The following is a 24,095-nucleotide window of genomic DNA, read 5'->3' as shown; positions in this document are numbered from 1 at the left end:
GGGATATGGCCCGCAAGGGTCTGGAACCACGGGTCAGGGAGGTGCGCAGGTCCATGTTCCTGCTTCGCCGCAACCCCCTCGCCATCATCGGGTTGGCCATGATGCTCTTTGTGGTCATGGTGGCCATCCTGGCGCCGCTCCTGGCGCCCCCCCTTCCGGAGAGGTTACAGCCGGACCCCATCATCAACCGTATGGACCTACAATCGCCCAAGCCTCCAGGGACGAACTACACCTTCCAGTACCTGGGCACGGACGGGCAGTTCAGGTCGACCACCATTTCCTACCCCTTCGGCACCGGTGAATCGGGCGAGGACATCTACTACGGGGTCATCTGGGGTGCGAGGACATCGCTCACGATCGCCATCGTCATCGTGGGCATCGCCGCCCTCATCGGGATGGTCCTGGGCTCCATCGCCGGTTACTATGGAGGGGTGATCGACGAAGTCCTGATGCGAATAACCGATGTGTTCCTATCCATACCGGCGATCATCCTGGCGCTGGCCATCGTGGCCGTTCTCACCAGGTCCCTGGAGAACATCGTCCTGGCCATGATCATCGCATGGTGGCCTGCATACGCCAGATTGGTGAGGGGGCAGGTCCTGTCGATCAAGGAGAGCGCGTATGTGGAGTCGGCCCGGGCCATAGGAGCGGGGGGCGGGAGGATAATCTTCAGGCACATAATGCCCAATTCCCTCTCGCCCATGCTGGTGGCGGTGACCATGGACATGGGGACGGTGGTCCTTGCCGCCGCCGGCCTGTCCTTTATCGGTTTCAGCCAACCGGGACTGTGCGAATGGGGGAGGATGATATCTGCTGGCTCGGAGCTTATCTTCTCCCAGGTGCTGTACGACGGAAACCTGTACAATCCCTACTGGGCATGGGTCATCCCGGGGGCGTTCATCTTCATCTTCGTCATGGGGTTCAACCTACTGGGGGATGGTCTGCGGGATGTTCTCGATCCCAGGATGAGGAGGTGAGGTGATGGTAGAGACCAGCATCATACTGGAGATCGAGGACCTTCGTGTCGAGTTCATCAGGTACGACGGTGTGGTGCAGGCCCTGGACGGGGTCGATGTGCGCATCAGGAGAAGCGAGGTATTCGGTCTGGTAGGCGAGACCGGATGCGGCAAGAGCGTCACCGCCGAGTGCATCCTGAGGCTGCTCCCCATGCCTCCGGGACGGATCACCTCGGGGCATATCTTCTTCTCCATGCCCGATGACAGCAGGTCAAAGATGATGGGGCTGAAGAACATGACCGAGGATGAGAGCGTCCACCCAAGCAGTACTGAGGACGGGCATCTGGCCGCGAGGTTGGAGTTGGACGATCTTATACATAAATGGGACATGCTCGCCCGCAGCGATGGCTACATGCGGAAGATAAGGGGGAACCTTATCTCCATGATCTTCCAGGACCCCATGTCCTCGCTCAACCCCGTGCTCTCCATCGGCGAGCAGATGAGCGAGGTGATGCTCGCTCATGAGCGCAAGGAGCTGGCATCGGCCGTCTTGAGGCGGCTCGGGGGCAGCCCCGGTGCAGATGGGGAAGACCCTTCCTACAAGGAGGCTGGCGAGGAATCGCCATCCATGAGCTCGGCAGGCGGATTCGATCGCCACTTCTTGAAAAAGATGAGCGAGGAACCGGACGCGTTCACGCTGAAGATAGCATCCAGGGTGCCCCTGCTCAGAAGATTTGAGAGGCTGGTCAAGGAAGAGGCGCTGAACCGGTCCAAGGCCATGCTCGAGAGCGTCAACATCGCGGACCCCGTTCAGGTGCTGAACTCCTACCCCTTCGAGCTGTCAGGAGGGATGCAACAGCGGGTCATGATCGCCATGGCCCTGGCCTGCCGCCCCTGGCTGCTTATCGCCGATGAGCCCACGACGGCCTTGGATGTCACGATCCAGGCGCAGATACTGAAGCTCATTAAGGATATGCAGAGGGAGACCGGCACCTCCGTCCTGCTGATAACCCATAACCTGGGGGTGGTGGCAGAGACCTGCTACCGGGTGGGGGTGATGTACGCCGGCGTCGTGGTGGAGACCGCGGCCACTTCCGACATCTTCCGAGCACCCCTTCACCCCTACACCCAGGGATTGATACGCTCTATCCCTGGCGCGATCGATCGCAGCGTGCACCTGGAGGTGATCAAGGGGACGGTCCCTGACCTCATCCATCCTCCATCGGGCTGCCGGTTCCACCCCCGCTGCCCCCAGGCTATGGAAAGATGCTCCTGGGAGAAGCCCAGGAAAGTGGAGGTGAGGCCTGGGCATGAGGTTTGCTGTCACCTTTATGGTGGGGAGGGAACCGATGGACGATAGCGTCCTGATGGAAGCCCGGGGTTTGAGGATGCACTATCCTGTCCGCGAAGGACTTCTGCGAAGGCAGGCCTCCTGGGTGAAGGCCGTGGACGGAGTGGACCTGTGCATCCGGAGGGGTGAGACGGTGGGGCTCGTGGGAGAGTCCGGCTGCGGAAAAACTACAATAGCGCGGTGCCTCCTCCACCTTATACGGCCTACCGCGGGACATGTGTACTTCAGCATGCCCGAAGAGGTGAGGTGCCGGATGATGGAGCTGGAGCGTGAACTGGAGAGGTGCGAGGGATCGGACAATGCGCACAGGGGACGTGAGCCGGTGGCCGCGGAGCTCGCCTCCATCAACGAGCGGTACTCGCTGGGAGCGATGAACGCAGGGCAGCTCCGGCTGCAGAGGAGGAACATGCAGATGGTCTTCCAGGATCCCTACGCGTCATTGAACCCGCGCATGCTGGTCAAGGACATAGTAGGCGAACCGCTGATCGTCCATGGAGTGACCAGGGGAGAGGATACGGAAGTCCGTGTCAGGGAGCTGATGGAGATGGTGGGACTGAGCGCGGACCACCTGTACCGCTACCCTCACGAGTTCTCAGGAGGGCAAAGACAGAGGATAGGCATCGCCCGAGCTTTGGCCCTGAGGCCGGAGCTGGTGGTGCTGGACGAGCCCACGTCCGCCCTGGACGTATCCGTGCAGGCACAGATCCTCAATATGCTGAACGAGCTGCAGTCGGAGCTCCACCTTACCTACCTGTTCATCTCCCACGACCTCAGCACCGTTCGTTACATGTCCGATCGGGTGAACGTCATGTACCTGGGCAAGATCGTGGAATCCGCTCCCGCCCCGGAGCTGTTCGAGGCCCCGCTCCATCCCTATACGAAGGGGTTGATCTCGTCCATCCCCGTTCCGGATCCGGCCCGAAGAAGGGATAGGGCACCTCTGGCGGGCGAGATGCCCTCTCCTTCGGAACCCCCCCGGGGGTGCCGGTTCCATACACGGTGCAGGTATCGAATGCCGAGGTGCGAGAACGAGGAACCTCCATTGATCGAGGTCACAAAGGACCACTTCGTGGCATGCCACCTGCGGAGCGGGTCCGATGACCATGGCAATTAGGACGGGTAGCAGACACCATCACCAGGGAAGAAGACCGCACCGCACGCGGCCGGGGGCGGTCGTAACGATCAACCGAAGGGGGGAGAAGGTGCCTCATATGGTCGGATGATGCGGAATGGTCGTCACCACCTCAACCTTACTTTGATACCCTGCATCAACAATGGGGAACGGGAAAAAGGTCAGAACCACGCCATTATGATATATTAGAATATATATTATTAAAAACGAATCTTAATCTCCAAAGTTTTATATGGCCCATCATACCATTGAAACGGTATGTCGGTGGTCACCATGGAAGAGCTCATCCTAGCGTTGAAGAACACGCTAGGAAAGAAGGGTATGCACGAGAGCGATCTCGTGCGCTTGGCGGATTACATCATGAGCTTCTTCGGGTACAACGACTCGGTCATCGACAATCGCCTCACGTCCGAGGACCGTGACGTCTTCTATATGTTGGAGGAGGAAGGTTTCGTCACCACCATCGAGGAGGACGTGAACCTCAAGAAGGGGAAGATGTGGCGTATACACTATTGGGTCCTCAAGAGGGACCAGATCCTGCGGCTGGCTGCCATACCCGAAGAGAGCAAGGCCGAGATCGATGAGATGGCCGCAGTGTATGAGAACATATCCAACGACGTATGGACCAGGGACCAACCGGGTCAACCTCAATAAGTCGATCACATTCCATACGATTTTTTTAGTCCTAACGGTTTAATAGTGAAAGGTAGTTAGAGCGCTTTGAGGAAGTGGATGGACGGCCTAATTATCGCCCTGGCAGTCATCGGTATTTACATTGTACTCGCTTATGCCCTTAACCGCAGAGGCATCCTCGCGAAGTTCAACATGACCATGTGGGGCCCTTTCATAATGTGGAGGACCAAGCGTGGCAAGGACCTCATCGAGAAGCTGTCCAAGCCCACAAGGTTCTGGAACGCCTATGCCCTTCTAAGCAAGGTCCTTGTCATAGGCACCATGGTATTCATCATGGCGTTGCTCATATGGGAGGCCTTCCTGGTACCCAGCATACCTGCCGAGAACGCTCCATCCGTGGAAATGCTCATCGGCCTGCCGGGCATCAATCCCATAATACCCATCTGGTACGGCATTTTGGGCCTGGTGGTGGCCGTTTTCATCCACGAGTTCGCCCACGGGATCCTAACAAGGGTTGGAAATATGGCCGTCAAGGCCCTGGGCATCGTGTTCCTGGTCGTGCCCATGGGAGCGTTCGTGGAGCCTGACGAGGAAGCGCTGGTCAAGGTCGACAAGAAGAAGAGGACCTCGGTCTATGCAGTAGGGCCGGGCACCAACATCATCGCCGCCATCATTTGTGCGCTCTTGTTCTCTTCGATCATGGTGGCGTCGGCCGAGCCCATAAGGGACAACCCCTTGGTGGTCTCGGTGGCCGACGGCAGCCCCGCCACGCTGGGGGGATTGAGCTACGGCGACCAGATAATCTCCGTCAACGGGGTAGCTATAGGCAACGGACAGTACAGCAACTTCGACGCTCCTGACCCAGGTACGAATGCCTCCGTCACCTTCTATCGAGGTGACGATCTATTGCAGGCTAACGTCATCTCAGGGGTGGTCTTCACCACCATCGCTGATGATCTTCCTGCGGACAATGCGGGCCTGCGGAACGGCATGATACTGTCTTCCCTGAACGGCTCCGTGGTAAGGAACGAGGCTGATTTCAGGAACATCCTGATGTCAATCGCTCCGGGGACCACGGTCCCGGTCTCCGCACTGGTCTTCAATTCCACCTCCGGTTCATATGAGGCCGCATCGACGGTTAGCAGCATAACGCCGGTGAGCAAGAAGGAGTACTTCGCGACGCACTATGGTCAGGATGCCGAGGACATCGCCTATGTGGGAGTGAACACGGCCTACATGGGTGCTGTGACCAACGACCCCCAGGTGATCCTGGACAAGCTGGGAAACCCCTTCGCGGGCGCGGATTCCTTCAACGATTTCATCTCCGGGACGCTGGTCTACATCGCCCTACCGTTCTACGGGCTTCAGCCTCTCCAGAGCCCCCTGTCGGACATATTCGTACCTGGCGGAATATTCGCTGGCATACCCACCGATATCTTCTGGATGATCGCCAACAGCCTGTACTGGATATTCTGGATCAACCTCATGGTGGGGATGACCAACGCTCTGCCGGCAGTGCCCCTGGACGGAGGGTTCCTGTTCAAGGATTGGCTCGACAGCATCGTGAACAAGGTCAAGAAAAAATCTGATCAGGCCACACGGGACATGTACGTGAACTCCATCACCTGGGCCTTCGCGCTGCTAGTGCTGTTCCTCATAGTATGGCAGCTGATCGGTCCCCGTCTCCTGTGAGTCAGACGTGCACGATGAAGACCTTGGAGTTGCATACTGGACATAGCTCATAGTCCAGGGCCTTGAAGTTGGAGGAGACCTCATAGACCTCTCCGCAGCGGCAGCATAGCTTCAGGGCCATGATGGCAGGGACGAAGTGAGGACAGTCTTCCACCCTGCCTCCATCGTTATGGGTGCAGACCTCGTATACGCAATTATCGCATTGGCTACGCCTGCTCAGGTTCAACCACAGATGATCGCCGATCCTGACGCGTCCCATAAGCGACACTCCTGTTGTTGCTCATTCTATGATGGGGGCGATATTTAACGCTTGGACCATAAGTATCGTAAGGTCATGTTGATTGAATCGAAGGGCTGGTAGATGAAAGTAGGAAAACAAAATAAAAGATTTATAAGTGGTTTGGACGCGCTCACTCTATGATGTTCCTGGTGCGGTCCTTGAGCTCACCCATCTTGCCCTTGTTCCATCCCTTGGTCTTGGAGAAGAACCCGGTCACACGGGTGATGCCTTCAACATCAGGGGAGCCGCAGTAGGAGCATGCCTCGCGCAGCCCTCTCGCGGTCTTCCCGCAGCCAAGGCAGGAGGTGAACTCCGGGCTGAAGCAGATCTGGGCGTTGGAGGTGTTCTGGAACGTCTTGACCACGAACGCCGCAATGCTCTCCGGCGAGGGTTTCGACTCTCCAAGCCACACATGGGTGAGGGAGCCCGCATCGATCAGAGGATGGAAGCGGCCCTCCATCTTTACCCTCTCGATAGCGGATATGTCCGCTCCCACGTTCATGTAGGTGGAGTTCGTGTAGTATATCTCTCCGTTCTTCTTGTTGCCCTTGATGACCGTCGGTGACTGGAGCGGGTAGTATTTCATGTCCAGTTTGGCGAAGCGGTAGGCCGTCGACTCTGCCGGGGTCTGCTCCAGGGGCATCTTCAGACCATATTCGTTTCCAATGCGCTCAGCCTCGGTCTTCATGTAGGAGATGACCTTGAGGCCGAACATCATTGCTTCCTTGGACTCGTGGAGCTGCTTACCGGTGTGATATTGCACTAGCTCGTTGAGCCCGACCATTCCCACCAGGAAGGAGGACTTGTTGATCCTGTAGTATGACTCTCCATCCATGTTCATGGTGAGGAGGGACAGGGGTCCGTCCTTACCCATGTTGAACAGTTGCGTGATGAACTCCCTCTTCTGGACATGGGCTTGGGCCACCATCTCCAGCCTTTTGGTCAACAGCTCGAACAGGCGCTCATCGTTCTGATGAGCATCGTATGCTACCCGGGGGAGGTTGATGGTAACGTTCTGCATGGCAGAATATCTCATCTTCCATGGGGTCTTGGCGTCGTCCAGGTCGGACTGTTCCAGCTTGAAGGTCAGGCGGCAGCACTCGGATATCTTGGCAGTTCCGCCGCGGTCGAAGACGAAGTAGGTGTTACCCTTCTCGGACGCGACCTTGGAGATCTTGTTCAGGAACTCCTCGTGCCCCTCGGTCTGGAAGAACTTCTCTGTCATGTGGACGTTAGGTTTGGGGAAGAAGAACGGCCTCCCCATTGCGTCCCCCTCTAGATAAACATCGAACAGGGCGTTGATAAACCTCTGGGCCTCGGGGAGGTAGTCTTCGTAGTTCTTGCCGGTGAACTTGCCCTCTGGCCCTATCGCCGGAACGCCGACGAAATGGTCAGGCACCTCCCAGTAGAGGTTCAGGTCGGAGAAGATGCTCTGACCCCCTCTAGCGACGGCCTGCTGAGCGAACTCATAGATGAGGATCTGGGCAAGCTGCTTCATCCGCTTATCGTCAACATCGACCAGATAAGGGGCTAGGAACAGATTGAAGGCGTCCCAGCCGATGGCTCCGGAGAAGTGTCCCTGCAGGGCTGCGGAGAACTTGATGATCTGTTCGATCAGCACCTCAGGGTGCCGTGCCGGCTTGGCGATGCTAAGGGCATTCGGAAGGTTAAGGCCGAACCTCTTCACGTACTCGATGCTCTGTCCTGAGCAGTACGGGCGGTCGACCATGCCAAGATCATGAAGGTGTATGTCCCCGCGCATGTGAGCATCGGCAAGGTCCTGCGTGAACACTTCCAGGAGAGCGAACTCCTTCTTGATGTTCTCCGCGAGAGTGAGGTTGGTGGCCTCCGGCCCATGGGGAACGTTAGCGTTCTCCTTGTTGGGCATCATTATGATCTGCCGTGCATCGTATAGCGGGACACCTAGACGGGTGTGCTGCTTTCTGATCTTAGAGAGTCCATATTCAACAAGCTTAGCGTTTGTGAGCTCTCTGATCAACGGAGCAGTGATCATATCTATCTCGAGCTCTGCTATCATCTTCTCGACCTCACGGGAGATGATCGCCGCCGCATCCTCGCTGATCGTTGTTTCCCTTATCAGGGCATCATATATCTTAGAACGGTCCCACTTCTTGAGCTCCTCATCGGACGTCCTAACGAACAGCGTGAGTTCGGTCGATTCCCTATTGTCCCCGTACATATTGGTCGATTGCTTTTCTTCAGATGCTTTCATTATACCACTCGTGCCCCTACCATTTCGCTATTGATTGAACAAAAAGGACAATTGAGGATTGGGTATAAGTGTAATTTTGACAAGAACCTGGTACAATAGGAATGCAAAAATGTCCATTCAAAAAAGAGTTTGTTATCAGATTCAATACCATATTTGTTATCAGATGAATGAGCCAGCATCCTGAAACTGTATGAAAAATGAACAAAAAATCCAATATTTTCAAGTTTGTTTATTATTGTTCTTGATAGTCAGAATATATATTATACATCAAAAAGAATTATTGTTTTGTCGTTCGATAGTTATCATCATCAATAACACTACCCGGAGTTTATGACCTTAGAATTTTCTATTTATCTCTAATCTAGAGAATGTTAAAGATAGCGAGATATCTGCGATCTACAATATGTTAGGATACTCGGAACAGATTATGCAATCGAGGCACGATGAGGTAATAAGGAACTTGATATCAATGCTTTCTAATAACTTATAATGTAGAATGTACAAATCAATTATTTATTTACCAAATCTGTTACCATATCTGATAAAATGTTTAATCCAGATAGGGCATTGAAGGAACATATATTCGATATTTTAAAGAATGATGGTAAATCCATAAGCGCCTTATCAAAGGAACTAGGTGAGAGGGGCGTAAACCTTCATCGGCTCATCCTGACGGGTTATCTGAGGGCTCTGACCGATAACAATTATCTTAAGGAAAAGGATGTGCCACCTGCAAAGGTTTACCTCCTTGGAAAAGGGAAGGATAAGGACGTCTACGAGATCGTTGGAGATGGGGCAAGAATTATAAGCAATGGTCCCGAAGCCGATCTTCTGATCCTTTATACACTATACAGGTTGTTCCACCGGCCAATATTCTTCGAGGAGCTCAGGAGGGCTGGGGTCAGAGACATGCCCCCCGCGATGCAGGTGAGCAACGAGGAAAAGCAAGATGTGAAAAAATTCCTGCAGAGGGCAGGCATTAAGATCCTGGATGTGAACCTTGCTTACATTCACGATGATCCCGCTCTCGCCCCGAAGTTCGAGGACCTTCTATCGTCGATCCTTTGCGACCTTCTGGGTTTCTCCAATCTCATACGTGAGACAAAACAGACTAAATTGGATTTCGGCATCGGTGAGAAGTCCTAACTCTTTTTCCAAGCCTGAATAATTTATTTAAGCCATGCATCTATTGACTCGAATATGGACCTGCAAGCTCTTGCAGAGAAGCTCAGGAAGTATCCGGGGGTAACCCGCAAGAGGACCATTTCCGAGGTCATAGGTTTCTTCCCCCTCATTCCTCAGGACAACGTCCTCGCAGCCTATGGAGATGATGCCGCGGTCATCGGTTTCAATGACGACGTTCTTCTTCTGGCCGCTGATGGAATCATGGAAAGCCTGATGAAGACCAATCCATTCTATGCTGGTTACTTCGCTGTTCTTGTGAACCTGAACGACATCTCCGCCATGGGCGGTGTGCCGTTGGCCATGGTGGACATTGTCTCCATGAAGGAGGAGAACGTCTGCGCTCAGGTCATGAAAGGCATGGAGGCTGCGGTGCAGAAGTTCGGGGTCCCCATCGTCGGCGGTCATACCCACCCTGATTGTGGATACAACGCCATCGACGTTGCTGTTCTCGGCACAGCCCGAAGAGACTCGGTCATCTATTCTCATACTGCCAGGGCGGGCGATGACATCATATTCGCGATGGACCTCATCGGCTTCTTTCCTACCGCACTTCCGTATGCATGGGACACCACATCCTTGAAGGACTCGGAGACCTGCCGCAAGCAGATGCTGATCATGAACGAGATCGGCAAGAGGCATCTTGTCCGTTCCGGAAAGGACATCAGCAATCCGGGGTGCATAGGCACTCTGGGAATGCTCCTGGAGACCAGCGGTAAGGGTGGCAGGGTGGAGCTTGATAGGATCCCCCGTCCCCAGGACGTCGATTTCGAGCAGTGGTTACTTGCCTACCAGGGCTGCGGTTTTACGATAACGTGTGATCCTGGCTGTTCCCGTGAGATCATAGAGATCTTCGATACGGTCGGCATCACCGCCGCTGTCGTGGGAATGGTGAACGACACCAATGAGCTGGTCATATCTGATAATGAGTCTACCGCAGTGGTGTTCGACCTGAAGCATGACGTGATAACTGGATGCGATCCGAGCAAGTTGCCTTCACATGCACAAAGATGAAGAAGGTGCTAGGCCACGAAGGTAGCCGCTCGGATCAACACGAGTTGTCCTACCAGCTTCTCAGCCCCGCTCCCCTTTGAGCGTTAGTAGTCCACGGTAAGGCTGCTCCCGTCAGGGCCTGACCCGTTCTCCGTGACCAGGGAAAGGCGCGCGACCCTCCGATCGCGCCTCCTAACCGCCTCCAACCCCATAGGACGAGGCCTCATAGTCGTTGGCAGGGCCCGCGCCTTTCCGGTTACGGCGTCCCCCGTTGTCACCCCCGCTATCGACGTCTGCGGTGTAAAAGGGCGTGCCGAACGTCCCGGTCGAGCCTAGCGCCCCTCCTAAGATGCTGAACCTATATATTCCTTGCGAAGTGCTGGCTCAGGCTGATACTCTGGACCGGATATCAATGATGATGCAAGGGCAGCGGGTGGTTTCACTATCAGAACACACGAACCGAGGCGACCAATCTAAATAAACAGGACTCGAGTCCTGAGCGTGATCGTCCGAATAACCTCCCCGAAGGCCGACAAGCTTGCCCAGGGACTGTTGGAGAGGTTCAAAGCCGAGGGCTTTTGCCCGTTCGGTGATGAGAACATCCTGATAGGTTTCGTCAAGGACGCGGAGGAGGAAGAGGACAACATCATCCTGACCATAGACGTCACCAACCCCAGCTCGGTAGAGTACTTCAGCAAGCTGGCAGAGGAAAGGGGATCGCAGACTTAAGCCTGACCACCTATCCCACTTTCTCAGAGGGATCGGAATCCATCCAAAAAGACCGATAGCTCAATCTGGACATTTCGTGGCTACGGCAGGCAGCGATTCAGCTTCGATATACACTCTGTTGGTCTCAGGATACGCTTTACGGAGCTCAGCCTCGATGCGGCGGATGGCCTCATGCATCTGCTCGGCCGTGGTGCCGACGACGAAGCACACGCCCATGTTGATGAGCAGATCGTGCGGGCCCAGGTACATCGTGAGGATGTCCCCGGAGCGCTCCACCGAGGGGTCCGCCTCCACACGCTTCCGGATGTCCGCCAGCATTTCCCTGCTGACGCCCTCACCAAGCAGCAGGCCGCTGGTCCGGTGGGCCAGGAACCAAGCAACGCTCATCAGAAGAATACCGATGGCGATGGATGCCAAGCCATCGAGGTATGGGTTGTGGAACAAGTGACCGAAGAATATGCCAAGGAACGCGAAGACAAGGCCGAGCAGTGCGGCACTGTCCTCGAGGACCACAGTGTAGAGGCTTGGGTCCTTGGACTCCTTCAAGAACTCCATGGAGCTCTTCACGCCCTTCGCTTGGTTGAACTGTCTTATGGCGATCGCGAATGTGACACTCTCGATGAGGATGGCTATCGCGAGCACGATGTACGCAGCCGTTGGGTCCCCCAGCACCGTGCTGGGGGTCACTGCCAGGATGTACGTGATGCCCTCGTATAGGGACATTCCACCGCCGATGCCGAAGATGGATATTGCGACGATATTCGTCCAGAAGTACAACGACTTGCCGTACCCGAAGGGATGGCTCTCGTCGGCAGGCCGCTTGGCCCGTTTCAATCCCAGGAGCAGGAGGATCCCGTTACCTGTGTCCACGATGGAGTGGATGCCCTCAGAGATCATGGCCGAGGAGCCGGTTAAAGCGGCGGCGATGAACTTGACAATGGCGATGGCCAGGTTCCCGATGATGGCCGCTATGATCGCAATCCGAGAACCGCTGTGTGTTGCCGTCGACTACCACCACTTCTTATTTGGCTGCATTAAAAAGAGAATATTTTAACATTGGTGTGAAGCACGCTCCAAGCCATTGGAGCTCAGGGCCTCAAGAGATGGAAAGCTGACGGATCAGAACCGCTTGGGGGTCGTCCTCTCGCCACCCCGGGTGCAATAATGCAGGCCTTTGAACCCGAACTCCGCGTGCACCGGACACTTGGGGCAGATGCACTTCAGCTCACGCGATATGCAGTCCGGGGAGCGCCCGTAGAAGCAGAACATCTTCTCGTCCCGTTCCTTGGCACACTCCGTGAAGGAGGGGCACTTGGCGCACGGGCACTTCGACCGCATGCTCGCGATCTCGGCCTTCCTCTTCTCCGGCGTCATCCGGTTAAGTTCATCGATGTTGCGCATCGCTCATGTCAACGTTCCCACACAATATCAATCATTGCGGCATCCGCAGCCGATATCATCATGCCCACGGGTCACCGGCGGCCCATAGATGTGATATGAGCGCCGAGGTCGATGCCTGTCATCCCCTCCGACAGCTCCCATACCCTGGTCGCCAGATCCATGTCCCTTCCCCGGTTGTGAGGCCGCACCCTCACCGGTCGGCCCTTGAACTCCATCCATCCGTCGGGACCGATGAGCTCCCCGCCCTTCACCAACGGATCGAGGCAAGCTCTCAGGGCAGGCTGGACCCCGTCATCGATGCTATGCATGAACGGGCGCAGGTACCACCGCATGAGCTGGGTGTTCTGATACAGCGGGGTGTTCACCAGGCCGGGGTGGGAGCCCACACAGGCCGGCGATCCCAGCCCGGCGAGCTCCAGCCGGCGGTGCAGCTCACGAGCGAAGAGCAGGGTAGCGAGCTTGCTCTGCTTATATGCGCGCCAAGGCGAGTACGACCGCTCGGAGCTGATGTCCGAGAAGCGGATATTGCCTCCTCGGTGTACACAGCTGGTCTGCACCACCACCCGCGACCCGGGGGTCGCGGCGAGCAGTTCGAGCAGTCCTGCAGTGAGGGCGAAGTGGCCCAGGTGGTTCACCCCCCACTGGGACTCGAATCCCTGCGCCGTCGTCCGGTAAGGAGGGGTCATGATGCCGGCATTGTTCAGGAGAAGGCCCAGCTGGTCATGCTCAGCCCGGTACGCTGCAGAAAAGCGCTCCACTGAGCTCAGGTCCCCCAGGTCCAGTCTCCGGACCTCAGGCTCCGCGCCGGGTACGGACCGGCGGATCTCATCGGCCACCATCCCTGCGCCCCTGGTGTCGATGTCGGCTATGGTGATCCGACCACCCTTCTCCGCCAGGATGCGGGAGATCCTCGCCCCCAGACCGGAGGCTCCGCCGGTGACGATGATGTTCAGGTCATCGATGCGGCCTACGGTCTCCGCGCTCCACTCCCTCTCCTTCGAGCTCATCATCCTGGCCATCGGCCGGCGTGGAAATAATCGTTTCTAATGGGCGGTCACTCCGGCGGGTTTTTCCTGATCTCCGCCTCGGTGCCCTTGGTGCAGTAGAACAGATTGTCCAGTCCCGCCCGGTTCGCCACCGGGCAGTCCATCAGGCATACGCACCCCAGGTCCTCGCTGGTGATGCATCCTTGGCTGCGCCCCAGGAAGCAGTAAAGTAGCTCCCCCGCCTCCTCGGCACACTTGTTGTATATAGGGCAGCCCGGGCACATGCACTCGGACCTCAGCGCCTCGATCGCTCTCTCCCTGTCCTCTTTGACACTGGAGTCTAGGTCGCCCCGCAACTTCTCGTAAGCGTCCATTTGATCACCGCATAGATATCCGAGAGCGGGAGTATTTAGCGGTAGCGGGGCTGGACCTCCGCTGCTTATTTCATTCAGCGATGACCATACTAAAACCGATGGTCGTCGGAGGAAAGCCCGAATGGTTGAAGGTGAGAGCGTCAACCGGGGACGTATTCCCCAAGGTCCGGGAAACGCTCCGTTCCTGCGGTCTCCGTACAATATGCGACTCGGCCCACTGTCCTAACCTGGGATACTGCTGGTCGCTAGGACATGCAACTTTCCTCATCCTGGGCCGTACCTGCACCCGCAGCTGTGCCTTCTGCGCGGTGGACCATGGGGTGCCTGAACCCCTGGACCGGGAGGAGCCGATGAGGATCGCCTCGGCGGTGGCGGAACTGGGATTGAAGCATGTGGTGATCACGTCAGTGACCAGGGATGATCTGCCAGATCAGGGTGCGGGGCAATACCGTGCGGTGGTGGACGCCATACACAGCGAGCATCCAAGCGCAAGCATCGAGCTGCTGATACCGGACATGCGCGCCTCCGAGGACGACCTCCGCTCAATCGTGGAGTCCGGGCCCGATGTGCTCGGCCACAACATCGAGACCGTCAGGCGCCTTCAGGACATAAGGGACCCCCGGTCCACATACGAAGGCACACTGGAGACCCTGCGGACCATCAGGAGGTTGGACCCTTATATGGTGACCAAGAGCTCCCTCATGCTGGGCCTGGGAGAGCGGTACGATGAGGTCATCGAAACCCTGGGGGACCTGCGGAAGGCAGGAACGGAAACGGTCGTCATGGGCCAGTACCTCCGTCCCCGGAACGGCCTACTGGAGGTCCACGAGTACGTACATCCGGAGATATTCCAGAGGCTCTCCAAGGAGGCGCAGGACCTGGGGTTCCGCCATGTGGCCTCCGGTCCTCTCATGAGGAGCTCTTTCCCCACCCTTTAACGTGATGACAAGGAGACCCCGACATGTTGATAGAAGACTACGATCCCCTCAAGAAGAGGATGCTGCAGGTGCTTGACCAGGACGGGGAGCTAGTGACCCCATCCTTGGACCCCCATCTCGATACCGAGATCCTTAATAGGGCGTATCGCACCATGGTGCTGGCCAGACAGATCGACGAGAAGGCGGTGATCCTGCAGCGCCAGGGCCGTCTGGGGGCATACCCTCCAAACAGAGGTCAGGAGGCCGCGTCCCTCGGTCCCGCCATGGTCATCGGCAAGGACGACTGGCTCGTCTGGGCCTTCCGGGAGCTGGCAGGGCTGCTGTGGAAAGGGCTGGACCCGCTGAGGCTCTACCTCTATTGGATGGGGAACGAGGAGGGAAGCCATTATCCACCGGAGCTGAGGGTCCTTCCCGCGGTCATCCCAGTAGGCTCCCAGCTCCCCATCGCCGTGGGAATGGCCTACGCGTCCATGATACGAAAGGAGGGGACGGTCACCCTAAGCTATTGTGGCGATGGGGCCACCTCCACCGGTGACTTCCATGAGGCCCTGAATTCCGCAGGGACGTTCCGCACCCCCAACGTGTTCGTTGTCCAAAACAACCAATGGGCCATATCCATGCCCCGCCAACGCCAGACCGCGGCCCCTACGCTGGCCCAGAAGGCCGTGGCGTACGGGTTCCCGGGCATCATGGTGGACGGCAACGACGTGCTGGCGATGTACATCGCCACCCAGGAGGCGGTGGGGCGCGCCCGCCGGGGAGAGGGTCCCACGCTGATCGAGGCGTTCACCTACCGCATGGGGAACCACACCACGTCGGACGATGCCAAGAAGTACCGCCTCGAGGAGGAGCTGAAGGAATGGGAGGGACGCGATCCCCTGGTCCGTCTCAAGGCCTACCTCATGAGCAAGGGCATACTCGACGAGAGGGCGAATGAGATCATTCACAGCGAGGCCAAGGAGGAGACGGAGCGCATAGTGGCGGAGGCGGAGAGGTTCCCCCGGCCTACCGTGGACGATGTTTTCATCCACACCTACGGCCAGATGCCTCCGATGCTATCCGCGCAGCTGGAACGCTCCCGACGTACTGAAGGAGGTGGGAGGTGATGCCCGTCCTGAACATGGTCTCCGCTCTGAACCAGGCCTTGGCGGAGGAGATGGCGGAGGATCCCTCGGTGGTGGTCCTGGGCGAGGACGTGGGAAGGGATGGCGGGGTCTTCCGGGTGACCGAGGGCCTCCTCGACCGCTTCGGGGCAGAGAGAGTTTTGGACACCCCGCTGGCGGAGATGGCCATCGCAGGCATGGCCGTGGGGATGGCGCTGAACGGCCTGAGGCCGGTGGCGGAGATCCAGTTCATGGGCTTCTCCTACCTCACGCTCAGTACGTTGATCTCCCACGCTTCCCGCATGCGGAACCGCACCCGCGGAGGCATGCATGTGCCCATGGTCATGAGGATGCCCTACGGGGCGGGCGTGAAGGCGCTGGAGCATCACTCCGAGAGCATGGAGGCGCTTTTCGTCCAGGTCCCCGGACTGAAGGTGGTGGTCCCGTCGACCCCTCGCGAGGCCAAAGGTCTCCTGATCTCCGCGATACGCGATCCTGACCCGGTCATTTTCTTAGAGCCTACCAGGAGCTACCGTTTGATGAAGGAGGAGGTCGAGGAAGGGACCTTCGCCATTCCTCTCGGAGAGTCCCGACAGGTGCGGGAAGGTGACGACATAACCGTGGTGGGATGGGGAGCGATGATGCCCCTCATCGACAAGGCGGTGGAATCGGCCAGTAGGAAGGGGATAGGGTGCGATGTCCTGGACCTTAGGACCCTATCTCCCATGGACAGCAACGCGGTGCTATCCTCAGTCCGCAGGACGGGGCACTGCGTCATAGTCCAGGAGGCGCCCATGACCGGCGGCCTGGCCGCGGAGCTGATCGCCCGGATCAACGAGGGGGCTCTCCTCTCGCTGGAGGCTCCGGTGGAGAGGGTCACGGCACCGGACATCGTGGTGCCCCTTCCCCAGGGAGAGAGATATTATTACATGACGGCAGGGAGGATAGAAGATGCCATCGACAGGGTCGTCAATTTCTAGGAGGTTCTAAAATGGCCATGGAGTTCAAGTTCCCCGACCTCGGGGAGGGAGTGACTGAGGGTGAGATAAAGAAGTGGTTGGTCAAGGAAGGGGACCTGGTGAAAAAGGACCAGTCCATAGCCGAGGTGGAGACCGACAAGGCCATCGTGGAGATGCCCTCACCCTACTCCGGCCGCATGGGAAAGATCAGTTTTCCCGAGGGCGGCATCGTCAAGGTGGGGGAGGTGCTCGCCACCATCGAGGAAGGTGAGGAGGGCGAGCCGGCCGGGACGGGATCGGTCTCGGTGGTGGGAGAGCTTCCGGTGGGCGAGGAGATCGTGGTCAGCAGCCGGACGGAAGTAAGGGCGCCCGCTGCGGTACAGGCCACCCCCGCAGTGCGCAGGCTGGCCCGTGACCTGGGAGTGGATATATCCGCCGTGAAAGGCACAGGCCCTGAAGGCAGGGTGGTGGAGAATGATGTCCGGGGGGCGGGGGCGGTTACGGAGAAGCCGACCGTTCCCAAGGTCCAGCCGAAGTTCGACCTCTATGGCTGGGTTGAGCGGAGGCCGCTGAGGGGGGTGCGCCGTGCGGTCGCCAAGCACATGATGGAAGCCCAGAGCAAGGCCGCGCTGGTAACCACCCAGGACACCGCGGACGTGACCGAACTGGTGGCCCTGCGGGAGAAGGTGAAGGACCAGGTCATGGAATCGAAGGGGGTGAAGCTCACCTACCTACCTTTCATCATGAAGGCGGTCATCGCCGCCCTCCAGAGGAACCCGGTCCTCAACTCCTCCATGGACGAGGAGACCGGGGAGATCGTCATAAAGAAATACTATAACCTGGGCGTGGCCGTGGCCACGGAGGATGGTCTCATGGTTCCAGTGGTCAAGGCCACCGATCAGAAGGACATTATCGCGCTGGCCGCCGAACTGAAGACGCTTTCCGAGGCCGCCAACGAGCGCAAGGTCGATCTGGCCGATCTCAAGGGAGGCACCTTCTCCATCACCAACTACGGCGTGTTCGGCGGCACTTTCGCCACTCCCATACCCAACCATCCTGAGGCGGCCATCCTGGGGACCGGCCGGATCTATGATGCGCCTCGGATCGTCGACGGGGAGGTGAGGCCGAGGAAGGTCCTGGACCTATCCCTCACCTTCGACCACCGGATTATGGACGGGGCGGAGGCGGCCAGGTTCCTAACGGACCTGAGGCGGTTCCTGGAGAGCCCGGAGCTGCTGCTACTGGGCATCTAGCGGGAGAAGGTCCATCCCCGGTCGCCGTACCGAGACCGCACCAGCTCCAGGGCCCTGTCCCTCTCGCCTACGGATAGTTCGGCGGTGGTATGCTCCTTGCCCCTGAGGAACGCGCCTCTCAGGCTGGCCAGCAGCTCGTTCCGGGTGCAGTCGCAGAGCTCCAACACCGAGGTCACACGCTGCTCCGCGGATCCTAGGCCCTTCTGTGCCAGCTTCTCCCGGTCCACCCTGAGCAGGGAGAACATCCTTCTGGCATCAAGGGAGTGGAGCACCGTCCCGTGCTGCAGGAACGCACCCCCCCGCCTGGTCTGGGCACAGCCGGAGACTTTCTTCCCGTTCACAGTGATGTCATTGATGGGTGCGAACTCGGCGGTGATGCCCAGATCGGACAGGGCGTCGATGACCCAGCCGCAGACAGTGCGGTACGATGCCAGGATGTCCATCCCCATCATCATCTCGGGCGCGATCACGCTGTAGGTGACCTCCCCTTCCTGATCGTGGAATACCGTACCGCCACCGGTGCGCCGGCGGACAACGTCCACAGCCTGTCGGCGGCACTCCTCCACGTCCACCTCTTGCAGTATGTTCTGGAAGCATCCTATGCTTACCGCCGAAGGGGTCCAGCCGTAGAACCTTATGGTCGGAGGTGATATCTTTCGGGCAACTCCTTCGCTTATCGCCTCATCGATGGCCATGTTCATAGCGGCCTGGCCATGCTCGAACGGAAGCAGCCTCCAGATCACCGGAACGCCTCCCAGATGGTCCGGGCCAGGTCCCGAGGCCCGAAGCCGAGGGCGGTGATGCCATGTGATCCGAAGATGTCCTCTACCAGCACCAGGACGGAATCCTCGGTGGTGCTTGCGGACAATCCTACCAGGGAATCCTCCAAAGCCTTCAGGCCTTCCTCAGGATAAATGAAGAAGTCGCCGGAGACCTCTGCTGCCGTTACCGTTCCGCCCTCGATCTCCAGGTACACCCGTACTTGCTTGCCACCCTGGACCCTCCTCTGGGCGGAGGTCCGCACCTGCCTACTCCTTGGCCCACTCTAGGACCTGCTCCTTGGTGGTCCTCATGCCGCAGAGGGCCTTCTTGGTCTTCTCATTGTACAGCGCGGGCACGCCCAGGGACCCGCCGCAGGCCTTCTTCAAGGCCTGACCGTAGGAACGCATCAGTTTGGCGTTCTCCTCCGAGTGCCAGACCTCCTTCTCCTCGATACCCCGGCCGTTCTCCTTGGCGAGCTCTTCACTGACCTCAGTAATGATGGGGTGAAGCTTCGCACAGTGGGGACATTCCCGGCCCCAGAAGAAGATCAATCGGTCTCCCGCCTCGCTCATCTCAATCCCTCCTTACGAACAGACCACACCAGCATTCACCACTCTCTTTGTAGACAGGCTGTATAAAAAAGTTGCACGGGCAGATCAGGGCAAGGTCCTCGAGCCTGTCCCCTGTGGTTATCCTGCACGGGCAGTACTTCAGACCATGGTTCTTCTGGTTCTCCAGTTCCCCCTTCGCCAACGTTCGCACGAACACCTCGTCAGGATTGACCTTGAAGGGTTTGCCTTCCGCGAACTTATTCCATACCTCGAGAAGCATATCCACCTCGTCAAGCCTCTCACCGTCATCGAATATGACCTTCATGGACTCGGGATAATCGATCAGCGTGAACGCGGTCTTGGCACCGCAGGTCGGGCAGATGGCCGGAGCCTTCACACCGTAGTGAATATCGTTGCAGACATTGCATCGCCATAGTCTTTTCATCTCTACATCCCCTTCTTTTTCCTCCAGATGCCTCCGGACCGATATATATGATTGCCACAGGGCGTAAAAAAACGCTCCGATGGATAGCGATGTTCGTAGGCTTCAGGTTGCAGGTCACCTGCTCTGTGGCTCAACACAGGCCACAATTCTATCCTCATCGCCTCTCAATGCCCTACGGTCAGCTAAGGTCAATGCTGGTGCCGGACAACCTGCCGATACCGGTTGTCCTCCTGGCCCGTGAATGGAAGCATTTATGGACACGGCGCTCAAATTGTTAGTCCATGACCACCATTCGCTGCCCCATCTGCTCCAACTTTCTCGATGGCGATGGGGAATCAGAGTTGACCAGGGCGCTGCTGGATCACATGATCGATGTTCACGATCTGCAGGGAAGCCCGCTCTCCGGGACCGAGGGAAGGGAACACCGTCCCGAGCTATGGGAGGGGATGAAGCGTGGCACCGTACCCACTGATAGGGAACCGGGGGAGGATCTCGAGGAGTCGCTGCTCTGCCCCTACTGCGGTGCCCCCATATACGGACACGACGGTGAGCTTCTGACGACCGCTCTCAAGGCTCACTTGAAGGAGGTCCATGAGATATGGCCGCCCTCGGTGGTCCGGGAGCTGCTAGAGTGATCACTCCTTTCCCTTGACCATTTCCGGTGTCCAGAACTCACCGTCCCAATAAAGGAGTACGTTGCTCCGGTCATAGTCCTTGTCGATGTCCGCATGGACTACCTTGCCCATGTACCATATGTGGTCCCAGTCACTGCGGTCGATGTTCTCCAGCTTCTTCACCTCCAGGGTGAACGGGCACTCTGCGATGGTGGGGGATCGGATCCTGCTGCCGGGCCTAGGCGTAAGACCGACCTCGGAGAACTTGTTCAACCTGCTTCCGGAATGCTGTCCACACCTCATCACCTTCTCCAGCAGGTCCTTCCCGGGAACATTGAGAGAGAAATCGTCGCTCTCCTCGAGCAGCTTGTAGCTGAACCGTGAGGACTTTATTCCTATTCCTATGATGGTGGGGTCCACGGAGAACACGTTAAACATCCCTATGGTGGTCACGTTCGGATCGTTCTCACCCACGGCCAGCAGCATGACGGGAGCAGGCGGCAGCTGCATCACCGCTTCTATGGCTCCCAGGTTCAACTTAACCTCCTCGGACATGTTTATCAGTAGCCAAGGCGCGGCCGTGCTAATAATATTCTACCCTCATCGGTTCGGTGCTCGGCGCTGCAACACAACCTCCGTGCTCGCTTTCTGATATCTCACCGTTGTCATCATTCAGATACTGGAAGGAGAAAGGATAAGAGAGGAAGGGGTCATGGGGTCGCGTGCCCCAACGTAGAAGGAACCGTAAGCTCGACATCAAGCCCGTCCTTTCGGCCTTCGTATGGGGGGTCCTGACAGGCCTGGGGATCAATCCCGGGGAGATGCTCCTGGAGACCACAGTGGAGATGTTGGGACCATACATACAGATCGCAGCGGTGGTCCTCTTCATAGCGGTACTGTACTTCTCCTATGACTGGTTGGTCGAGGGCGTTCGGAGGTCAAGAAAGGCCTTCCGCACGGCGGGAGCCCTGGGCATCGCGGCAATCGTGCTGTCGTTCCTGGCAGGTTTCTTCATCTTTGATCCGTACAGGGCGCTCACGATGTTGTTTGTCTCCGCGCTTGCATGGACATACGCTATATTGAAATGAGAAAGCACCGGCCTTCCGGCCGGAAGGGTGTTTACTGGCTGTCGATGACCTTGATGAGGTGGTACCCGAACTCGGTCTTTACCGGTCCCACTACCTCACCCTTCTTGGCGCCGAAGGCCGCGTCCTCGAACTTCTTGACCATCTGTCCGCGTCCGAAGGTTCCCAGGTCTCCTCCCTTGTTCTTGGAGGGGCACGTGGAATACTCCTTGGCGATGGTCTCGAACTTTTCCCCGGACTTGATCCGGGCGAGCAGCTCGTATGCCTTGGCCTGGTCCTTGACCAGTATATGGGCGGCGTGAACTTTGGTAACCATGGGAGAGAGGCAAAGGCAACCACAATAAAAAGGTTCTTCTTAAAGGTCCAAGGTCCGCCTCGTCTTAGGCCTGCCCGTCCCTCGCTTTCAGGATCATCTCCTTCATCTCGCTCACCAGCGGGACCCGGCCCTGGACGACCAGTTTTTCATCGATCCACATCGCCGGCTGGGACATGGCCCCACGCTCCATGGCCTGTTCGGGATTGAGCAGCTTTTCCACCTCAACGTCCATCTTGAGGTCCTCCAGGGCGGTGTGCACGACCGTCTCCAGGATGCGGCACTTCCCACAGCTCATTGAGTAGAACATCTCGATCTTCATCTCTTCGTAATAGGGCCGATGATGATTATTATAGTTTGACCTGAAGGAAAGCTATATTTCCCCTAAGGCGGTCCCAAGCCCCGATGTCGTGCCCCATCCAGGTGTTCATCAGGCCCATCGGCCCGTTGGACATCCTTCGGGAGCTGGTGGGTGGTCTCGTCAAGGTCCTGGCGACCATCTCACGGTCTCAACGGTTATCGGTATCGACAACATCTCCCGGGAGGCCATGGCGTTAACTGTCCTGGGGGTAAATCAGACCTGGGGGATGGGAGACATAGGCATCTACATGGTCACCGAGAGATACGATATCTCCTGGCGCCAACGGCTGACGGTGCGATGATAGCGGCGATCGTGATCTCAAGCTCCTCCACGGCGGCGTGTCCCATTTCATGATCACACCCATCTCGCAGTGGTGGTAATCGTCCCTATTCACCTGATGTTGCCCTGGTGCTCGCCATCCGCCGCCCCTCCCTCCTGGCAGCAGGCATGTTGTTTTTGACCGGTATCGCATGGGCGCTCCATGCCCGCGTGGGGCGGCTGAGCACCGGCCTGACCCTTCTCCTGGGGGCATGGCCATCATCCTGGCCACCCTGGTCCTCGTCGGCGTTCCTCTCAGTACCCTTAAATCCACGCGCTCCATTAGTTCCCCTGATGTTGAAGCAGGTGGACATCGAAAGATGGAACAGCAGACGGCGCGGCAGCCTCTCTGAGGCCCGGGGTCCGGTGGTAGATATCATATCCCAGGTGCGGGAGAAGGGGGACGAGGCCCTTTTCGAGCTCACCGAGAGGTTCGACAAGGTCCGCCTGGAGCATCTCAAAGTGACCAGGGAGGAGATAGAGGAGGCCTACCGCGAGGTGGACGGCGCTCTGGTGGATGCGCTCAGAACTTCCAAGGCGAACATCGAGGCCTTCCACCGCATGCAGAGGCCGGCCGATATGTGGACCCGAGAGGTATCCCCCGGCCTGGTGCTGGGTGTGAAGACCACCCCCCTGGACAGCGTAGGCATCTACGTTCCCGGAGGCCGGGCGTCCTACCCCTCGACCGTCCTCATGTGTTCTGTGCCCGCTAGGGTGGCTGGTGTCCCCCACGTCATCATGTGCACCCCACCACCGGTGAGCCCCCTTACGCTGGTCGCGGCCGACATCTCGGGTGTGGACGCCATCTACAAGGTTGGCGGAGCCCAGGCCATAGCGGCTATGGCTATCGGGACCAAGAGCATCTCCCCGGTGCAGAAGATCGTTGGTCCGGGTAACATCTATGTGACCACGGCCAAGATGGCCCTGAGGGACCTGGTGGAGATAGACTCTCCCGCCGGCCCATCGGAGATCGCGGTACTGGCCGATTCCACCGCGGACGAGGGCTTCATCGCCGCGGACATCTTGGCGCAGGCGGAGCATGATCCCAACGCCGCATGCATCCTGATCACCACCGATGAGACCCTGGCCTCCAAGGTGGGAAGGGAGATCGAGAAGATGATAGTGCGCTCGGAAAGGAAGGAGATCATCGAGAGGTCACTGCAGAACTGCGGCTATGTCCTGGCCCGTGACGAAGCATCCGCAGTGGAGCTGGTGAATTTCATTGCTCCTGAACACCTGTCCATCCAGGTGGGCGATCCCCAGAAGGCACTACAGGGCGTACGCAACGCCGGCTCGATCTTCGTTGGACGCTATGCCGCGGTGGCGCTGGGGGACTACGCCTCCGGGACCAACCACGTCCTCCCCACCGCCGGCTTCGCTCACGTACATTCTGGTCTGGACGTCCCTCAGTTCATGAAGCGAAGCTCGGTCCAGATCGTGGAGCGGGAGGG

28 protein-coding genes, 1 other RNA gene and 1 pseudogene are annotated in these 24,095 nt (G+C 58.0%); 15 read left to right on the top strand and 15 right to left on the bottom strand.

Going from position 1 to position 24,095, the window contains the following annotated elements:
* The first annotated feature begins 41 nt into the window (after nucleotides 1-41).
* From GXX95_06090 to GXX95_06070, 5 genes and pseudogenes are all read left to right on the top strand, one after another.
* Nucleotides 42-977 carry an ABC transporter permease gene (locus tag GXX95_06090; protein ID NLT37709.1) on the top strand — a complete coding sequence of 312 codons (936 nt, stop codon included), beginning with the start codon at nucleotides 42-44 and terminating at the stop codon, nucleotides 975-977.
* A gap of 4 nt (nucleotides 978-981) precedes the next feature.
* Nucleotides 982-2,316: an ABC transporter ATP-binding protein gene (locus GXX95_06085; protein ID NLT37708.1), complete on the top strand. Its 1,335-nt coding sequence runs from the start codon at nucleotides 982-984 to the stop codon at nucleotides 2,314-2,316.
* A complete protein-coding gene (locus tag GXX95_06080; protein NLT37707.1) occupies nucleotides 2,306-3,421 on the top strand; it encodes an ABC transporter ATP-binding protein in 1,116 nt (371 codons plus the stop codon). Before GXX95_06085 ends, GXX95_06080 begins: the two co-directional genes overlap by 11 nt.
* Nucleotides 3,422-3,697: 276 nt before the next feature.
* Nucleotides 3,698-4,015, top strand: a pseudogene (locus tag GXX95_06075) (hypothetical protein).
* 156 nt (nucleotides 4,016-4,171) lie between these two features.
* Complete coding sequence (locus GXX95_06070; protein NLT37706.1) at nucleotides 4,172-5,764, top strand: PDZ domain-containing protein; 1,593 nt, start codon at nucleotides 4,172-4,174, stop codon at nucleotides 5,762-5,764.
* A 1-nt stretch (nucleotide 5,765) separates the two neighbouring features.
* On the opposite strand, the gene GXX95_06065 is transcribed toward GXX95_06070, so the two are convergent.
* Both GXX95_06065 and nrdD read right to left on the bottom strand, forming a co-directional pair.
* A complete protein-coding gene (locus GXX95_06065; GenBank protein NLT37705.1) occupies nucleotides 5,766-6,023 on the bottom strand; it encodes a hypothetical protein in 258 nt (85 codons plus the stop codon).
* 151 nt (nucleotides 6,024-6,174) lie between these two features.
* Nucleotides 6,175-8,277: an anaerobic ribonucleoside-triphosphate reductase gene (gene nrdD, locus GXX95_06060; GenBank protein NLT37704.1), complete on the bottom strand. Its 2,103-nt coding sequence runs from the start codon at nucleotides 8,275-8,277 to the stop codon at nucleotides 6,175-6,177.
* A 546-nt stretch (nucleotides 8,278-8,823) separates the two neighbouring features.
* Here nrdD and GXX95_06055 point away from each other — a divergent pair.
* Nucleotides 8,824-9,423, top strand: coding sequence for a hypothetical protein (locus tag GXX95_06055; protein ID NLT37703.1), 600 nt, complete (start codon nucleotides 8,824-8,826; stop codon nucleotides 9,421-9,423).
* 54 nt (nucleotides 9,424-9,477) lie between these two features.
* Nucleotides 9,478-10,473: a methanogenesis marker 2 protein gene (locus GXX95_06050; protein ID NLT37702.1), complete on the top strand. Its 996-nt coding sequence runs from the start codon at nucleotides 9,478-9,480 to the stop codon at nucleotides 10,471-10,473.
* 6 nt (nucleotides 10,474-10,479) lie between these two features.
* On the opposite strand, the gene ffs is transcribed toward GXX95_06050, so the two are convergent.
* An RNA gene (gene ffs / locus GXX95_06045) (signal recognition particle sRNA) lies at nucleotides 10,480-10,790 on the bottom strand.
* 163 nt (nucleotides 10,791-10,953) lie between these two features.
* Between ffs and GXX95_06040 the strand changes: the two genes are divergently transcribed.
* Nucleotides 10,954-11,181, top strand: a complete 228-nt coding sequence (locus GXX95_06040) for a hypothetical protein (protein NLT37701.1) — start codon at nucleotides 10,954-10,956, stop codon at nucleotides 11,179-11,181.
* A gap of 60 nt (nucleotides 11,182-11,241) precedes the next feature.
* Here GXX95_06040 and GXX95_06035 read toward each other — a convergent pair whose 3' ends face one another.
* The 4 genes from GXX95_06035 to GXX95_06020 all read right to left on the bottom strand — a co-directional run bounded on the left by GXX95_06035 (nucleotide 11,242) and on the right by GXX95_06020 (nucleotide 13,942).
* Nucleotides 11,242-12,156, bottom strand: coding sequence for a cation transporter (locus GXX95_06035; protein ID NLT37700.1), 915 nt, complete (start codon nucleotides 12,154-12,156; stop codon nucleotides 11,242-11,244).
* 144 nt (nucleotides 12,157-12,300) lie between these two features.
* Nucleotides 12,301-12,582, bottom strand: coding sequence for a DUF2769 domain-containing protein (locus tag GXX95_06030; protein NLT37699.1), 282 nt, complete (start codon nucleotides 12,580-12,582; stop codon nucleotides 12,301-12,303).
* 71 nt (nucleotides 12,583-12,653) lie between these two features.
* Nucleotides 12,654-13,592 (bottom strand): SDR family NAD(P)-dependent oxidoreductase, encoded by a 939-nt coding sequence (locus GXX95_06025; GenBank protein ID NLT37698.1) that lies wholly within the window; start codon nucleotides 13,590-13,592, stop codon nucleotides 12,654-12,656.
* Nucleotides 13,593-13,636: 44 nt separating this feature from the next.
* Nucleotides 13,637-13,942 (bottom strand): DUF2769 domain-containing protein, encoded by a 306-nt coding sequence (locus tag GXX95_06020; protein ID NLT37697.1) that lies wholly within the window; start codon nucleotides 13,940-13,942, stop codon nucleotides 13,637-13,639.
* A gap of 98 nt (nucleotides 13,943-14,040) precedes the next feature.
* On the opposite strand from GXX95_06020, the gene GXX95_06015 reads away from it, so the two are divergent.
* The 4 genes from GXX95_06015 to GXX95_06000 are packed head-to-tail and all read left to right on the top strand — an operon-like array spanning nucleotide 14,041 to nucleotide 18,195.
* Complete coding sequence (locus tag GXX95_06015; GenBank protein NLT37696.1) at nucleotides 14,041-14,880, top strand: lipoyl synthase; 840 nt, start codon at nucleotides 14,041-14,043, stop codon at nucleotides 14,878-14,880.
* Between the two features lie 23 nt (nucleotides 14,881-14,903).
* Nucleotides 14,904-15,986 (top strand): pyruvate dehydrogenase (acetyl-transferring) E1 component subunit alpha, encoded by a 1,083-nt coding sequence (pdhA, locus tag GXX95_06010; GenBank protein NLT37695.1) that lies wholly within the window; start codon nucleotides 14,904-14,906, stop codon nucleotides 15,984-15,986.
* Nucleotides 15,986-16,963, top strand: a complete 978-nt coding sequence (locus tag GXX95_06005; protein ID NLT37694.1) for an alpha-ketoacid dehydrogenase subunit beta — start codon at nucleotides 15,986-15,988, stop codon at nucleotides 16,961-16,963. Before pdhA ends, GXX95_06005 begins: the two co-directional genes overlap by 1 nt.
* An 11-nt stretch (nucleotides 16,964-16,974) precedes the next feature.
* Nucleotides 16,975-18,195, top strand: coding sequence for a 2-oxo acid dehydrogenase subunit E2 (locus GXX95_06000; protein NLT37693.1), 1,221 nt, complete (start codon nucleotides 16,975-16,977; stop codon nucleotides 18,193-18,195).
* Here GXX95_06000 and GXX95_05995 read toward each other — a convergent pair.
* Genes GXX95_05995 through GXX95_05980 form a run of 4 tightly spaced genes read right to left on the bottom strand, consistent with a single transcriptional unit; the run spans nucleotide 18,192 to nucleotide 19,953 of the window.
* A complete protein-coding gene (locus GXX95_05995) occupies nucleotides 18,192-18,938 on the bottom strand; it encodes a lipoate--protein ligase family protein (GenBank protein NLT37692.1) in 747 nt (248 codons plus the stop codon). The two genes, GXX95_06000 and GXX95_05995, sit on opposite strands and share 4 nt — an antisense overlap.
* Nucleotides 18,935-19,219 carry a hypothetical protein gene (locus tag GXX95_05990; protein NLT37691.1) on the bottom strand — a complete coding sequence of 95 codons (285 nt, stop codon included), beginning with the start codon at nucleotides 19,217-19,219 and terminating at the stop codon, nucleotides 18,935-18,937. Before GXX95_05990 ends, GXX95_05995 begins: the two co-directional genes overlap by 4 nt.
* 4 nt (nucleotides 19,220-19,223) lie before the next feature.
* Nucleotides 19,224-19,529 carry a thioredoxin family protein gene (locus GXX95_05985; protein ID NLT37690.1) on the bottom strand — a complete coding sequence of 102 codons (306 nt, stop codon included), beginning with the start codon at nucleotides 19,527-19,529 and terminating at the stop codon, nucleotides 19,224-19,226.
* A 1-nt stretch (nucleotide 19,530) separates the two neighbouring features.
* Nucleotides 19,531-19,953 carry a hypothetical protein gene (locus tag GXX95_05980; GenBank protein NLT37689.1) on the bottom strand — a complete coding sequence of 141 codons (423 nt, stop codon included), beginning with the start codon at nucleotides 19,951-19,953 and terminating at the stop codon, nucleotides 19,531-19,533.
* A 281-nt stretch (nucleotides 19,954-20,234) separates the two neighbouring features.
* On the opposite strand from GXX95_05980, the gene GXX95_05975 reads away from it, so the two are divergent.
* Nucleotides 20,235-20,588, top strand: a complete 354-nt coding sequence (locus tag GXX95_05975) for a hypothetical protein (GenBank protein NLT37688.1) — start codon at nucleotides 20,235-20,237, stop codon at nucleotides 20,586-20,588.
* Here the strand turns inward: GXX95_05975 and GXX95_05970 are convergent, their stop codons facing one another.
* A complete protein-coding gene (locus tag GXX95_05970) occupies nucleotides 20,589-21,122 on the bottom strand; it encodes a flavin reductase family protein (GenBank protein NLT37687.1) in 534 nt (177 codons plus the stop codon).
* A gap of 167 nt (nucleotides 21,123-21,289) precedes the next feature.
* Here GXX95_05970 and GXX95_05965 point away from each other — a divergent pair, with 167 nt between their 5' ends.
* On the top strand, nucleotides 21,290-21,655 hold the full coding sequence (locus tag GXX95_05965; GenBank protein NLT37686.1) for a hypothetical protein: 366 nt from the start codon (nucleotides 21,290-21,292) through the stop codon (nucleotides 21,653-21,655).
* 31 nt (nucleotides 21,656-21,686) lie between these two features.
* Here the strand turns inward: GXX95_05965 and GXX95_05960 are convergent, their stop codons facing one another.
* The 3 genes from GXX95_05960 to GXX95_05950 all read right to left on the bottom strand — a co-directional run bounded on the left by GXX95_05960 (nucleotide 21,687) and on the right by GXX95_05950 (nucleotide 22,465).
* Nucleotides 21,687-21,968, bottom strand: a complete 282-nt coding sequence (locus GXX95_05960) for a peptidylprolyl isomerase (GenBank protein ID NLT37685.1) — start codon at nucleotides 21,966-21,968, stop codon at nucleotides 21,687-21,689.
* A gap of 64 nt (nucleotides 21,969-22,032) precedes the next feature.
* Complete coding sequence (locus GXX95_05955; protein ID NLT37684.1) at nucleotides 22,033-22,287, bottom strand: thioredoxin family protein; 255 nt, start codon at nucleotides 22,285-22,287, stop codon at nucleotides 22,033-22,035.
* Nucleotides 22,288-22,315: 28 nt separating this feature from the next.
* A complete protein-coding gene (locus GXX95_05950; protein NLT37683.1) occupies nucleotides 22,316-22,465 on the bottom strand; it encodes a hypothetical protein in 150 nt (49 codons plus the stop codon).
* A gap of 473 nt (nucleotides 22,466-22,938) precedes the next feature.
* On the opposite strand from GXX95_05950, the gene hisD reads away from it, so the two are divergent.
* On the top strand, nucleotides 22,939-24,095 hold a 1,157-nt coding region (hisD, locus tag GXX95_05945; GenBank protein ID NLT37682.1), incomplete at its 3' end, for a histidinol dehydrogenase.

This window comes from Methanomassiliicoccus sp., from assembly GCA_012719175.1.
Classification (GTDB): domain Archaea; phylum Thermoplasmatota; class Thermoplasmata; order Methanomassiliicoccales; family Methanomassiliicoccaceae; genus UBA6.
The sequence above is the reverse complement of the archived record's forward strand: the minus strand, read 5'-3'. Positions and strand labels throughout refer to the sequence as shown.

What these genes read in the sequence shown, in the direction of transcription:
- GXX95_06085 (NLT37708.1), top strand. Translation starts at nt 982, where the DNA reads ATGGTAGAGACCAGCATCATACTGGAGATCGAGGACCTTCGTGTCGAG.
- GXX95_06080 (NLT37707.1), top strand. Translation starts at nt 2,306, where the DNA reads ATGGACGATAGCGTCCTGATGGAAGCCCGGGGTTTGAGGATGCACTAT.
- GXX95_06070 (NLT37706.1), top strand. Translation starts at nt 4,172, where the DNA reads ATGGACGGCCTAATTATCGCCCTGGCAGTCATCGGTATTTACATTGTA.
- GXX95_06065 (NLT37705.1), bottom strand. Translation starts at nt 6,023, where the DNA reads ATGGGACGCGTCAGGATCGGCGATCATCTGTGGTTGAACCTGAGCAGG.
- nrdD (NLT37704.1), bottom strand. Translation starts at nt 8,277, where the DNA reads ATGAAAGCATCTGAAGAAAAGCAATCGACCAATATGTACGGGGACAAT.
- GXX95_06055 (NLT37703.1), top strand. Translation starts at nt 8,824, where the DNA reads ATGTTTAATCCAGATAGGGCATTGAAGGAACATATATTCGATATTTTA.
- GXX95_06050 (NLT37702.1), top strand. Translation starts at nt 9,478, where the DNA reads ATGGACCTGCAAGCTCTTGCAGAGAAGCTCAGGAAGTATCCGGGGGTA.
- GXX95_06030 (NLT37699.1), bottom strand. Translation starts at nt 12,582, where the DNA reads ATGCGCAACATCGATGAACTTAACCGGATGACGCCGGAGAAGAGGAAG.
- GXX95_06025 (NLT37698.1), bottom strand. Translation starts at nt 13,592, where the DNA reads ATGATGAGCTCGAAGGAGAGGGAGTGGAGCGCGGAGACCGTAGGCCGC.
- GXX95_06020 (NLT37697.1), bottom strand. Translation starts at nt 13,942, where the DNA reads ATGGACGCTTACGAGAAGTTGCGGGGCGACCTAGACTCCAGTGTCAAA.
- GXX95_06015 (NLT37696.1), top strand. Translation starts at nt 14,041, where the DNA reads ATGGTCGTCGGAGGAAAGCCCGAATGGTTGAAGGTGAGAGCGTCAACC.
- pdhA (NLT37695.1), top strand. Translation starts at nt 14,904, where the DNA reads ATGTTGATAGAAGACTACGATCCCCTCAAGAAGAGGATGCTGCAGGTG.
- GXX95_06005 (NLT37694.1), top strand. Translation starts at nt 15,986, where the DNA reads ATGCCCGTCCTGAACATGGTCTCCGCTCTGAACCAGGCCTTGGCGGAG.
- GXX95_06000 (NLT37693.1), top strand. Translation starts at nt 16,975, where the DNA reads ATGGCCATGGAGTTCAAGTTCCCCGACCTCGGGGAGGGAGTGACTGAG.
- GXX95_05985 (NLT37690.1), bottom strand. Translation starts at nt 19,529, where the DNA reads ATGAGCGAGGCGGGAGACCGATTGATCTTCTTCTGGGGCCGGGAATGT.
- GXX95_05980 (NLT37689.1), bottom strand. Translation starts at nt 19,953, where the DNA reads ATGAAAAGACTATGGCGATGCAATGTCTGCAACGATATTCACTACGGT.
- GXX95_05975 (NLT37688.1), top strand. Translation starts at nt 20,235, where the DNA reads ATGACCACCATTCGCTGCCCCATCTGCTCCAACTTTCTCGATGGCGAT.
- GXX95_05970 (NLT37687.1), bottom strand. Translation starts at nt 21,122, where the DNA reads ATGTCCGAGGAGGTTAAGTTGAACCTGGGAGCCATAGAAGCGGTGATG.
- GXX95_05960 (NLT37685.1), bottom strand. Translation starts at nt 21,968, where the DNA reads ATGGTTACCAAAGTTCACGCCGCCCATATACTGGTCAAGGACCAGGCC.
- GXX95_05955 (NLT37684.1), bottom strand. Translation starts at nt 22,287, where the DNA reads ATGAAGATCGAGATGTTCTACTCAATGAGCTGTGGGAAGTGCCGCATC.
- GXX95_05950 (NLT37683.1), bottom strand. Translation starts at nt 22,465, where the DNA reads ATGGTCGCCAGGACCTTGACGAGACCACCCACCAGCTCCCGAAGGATG.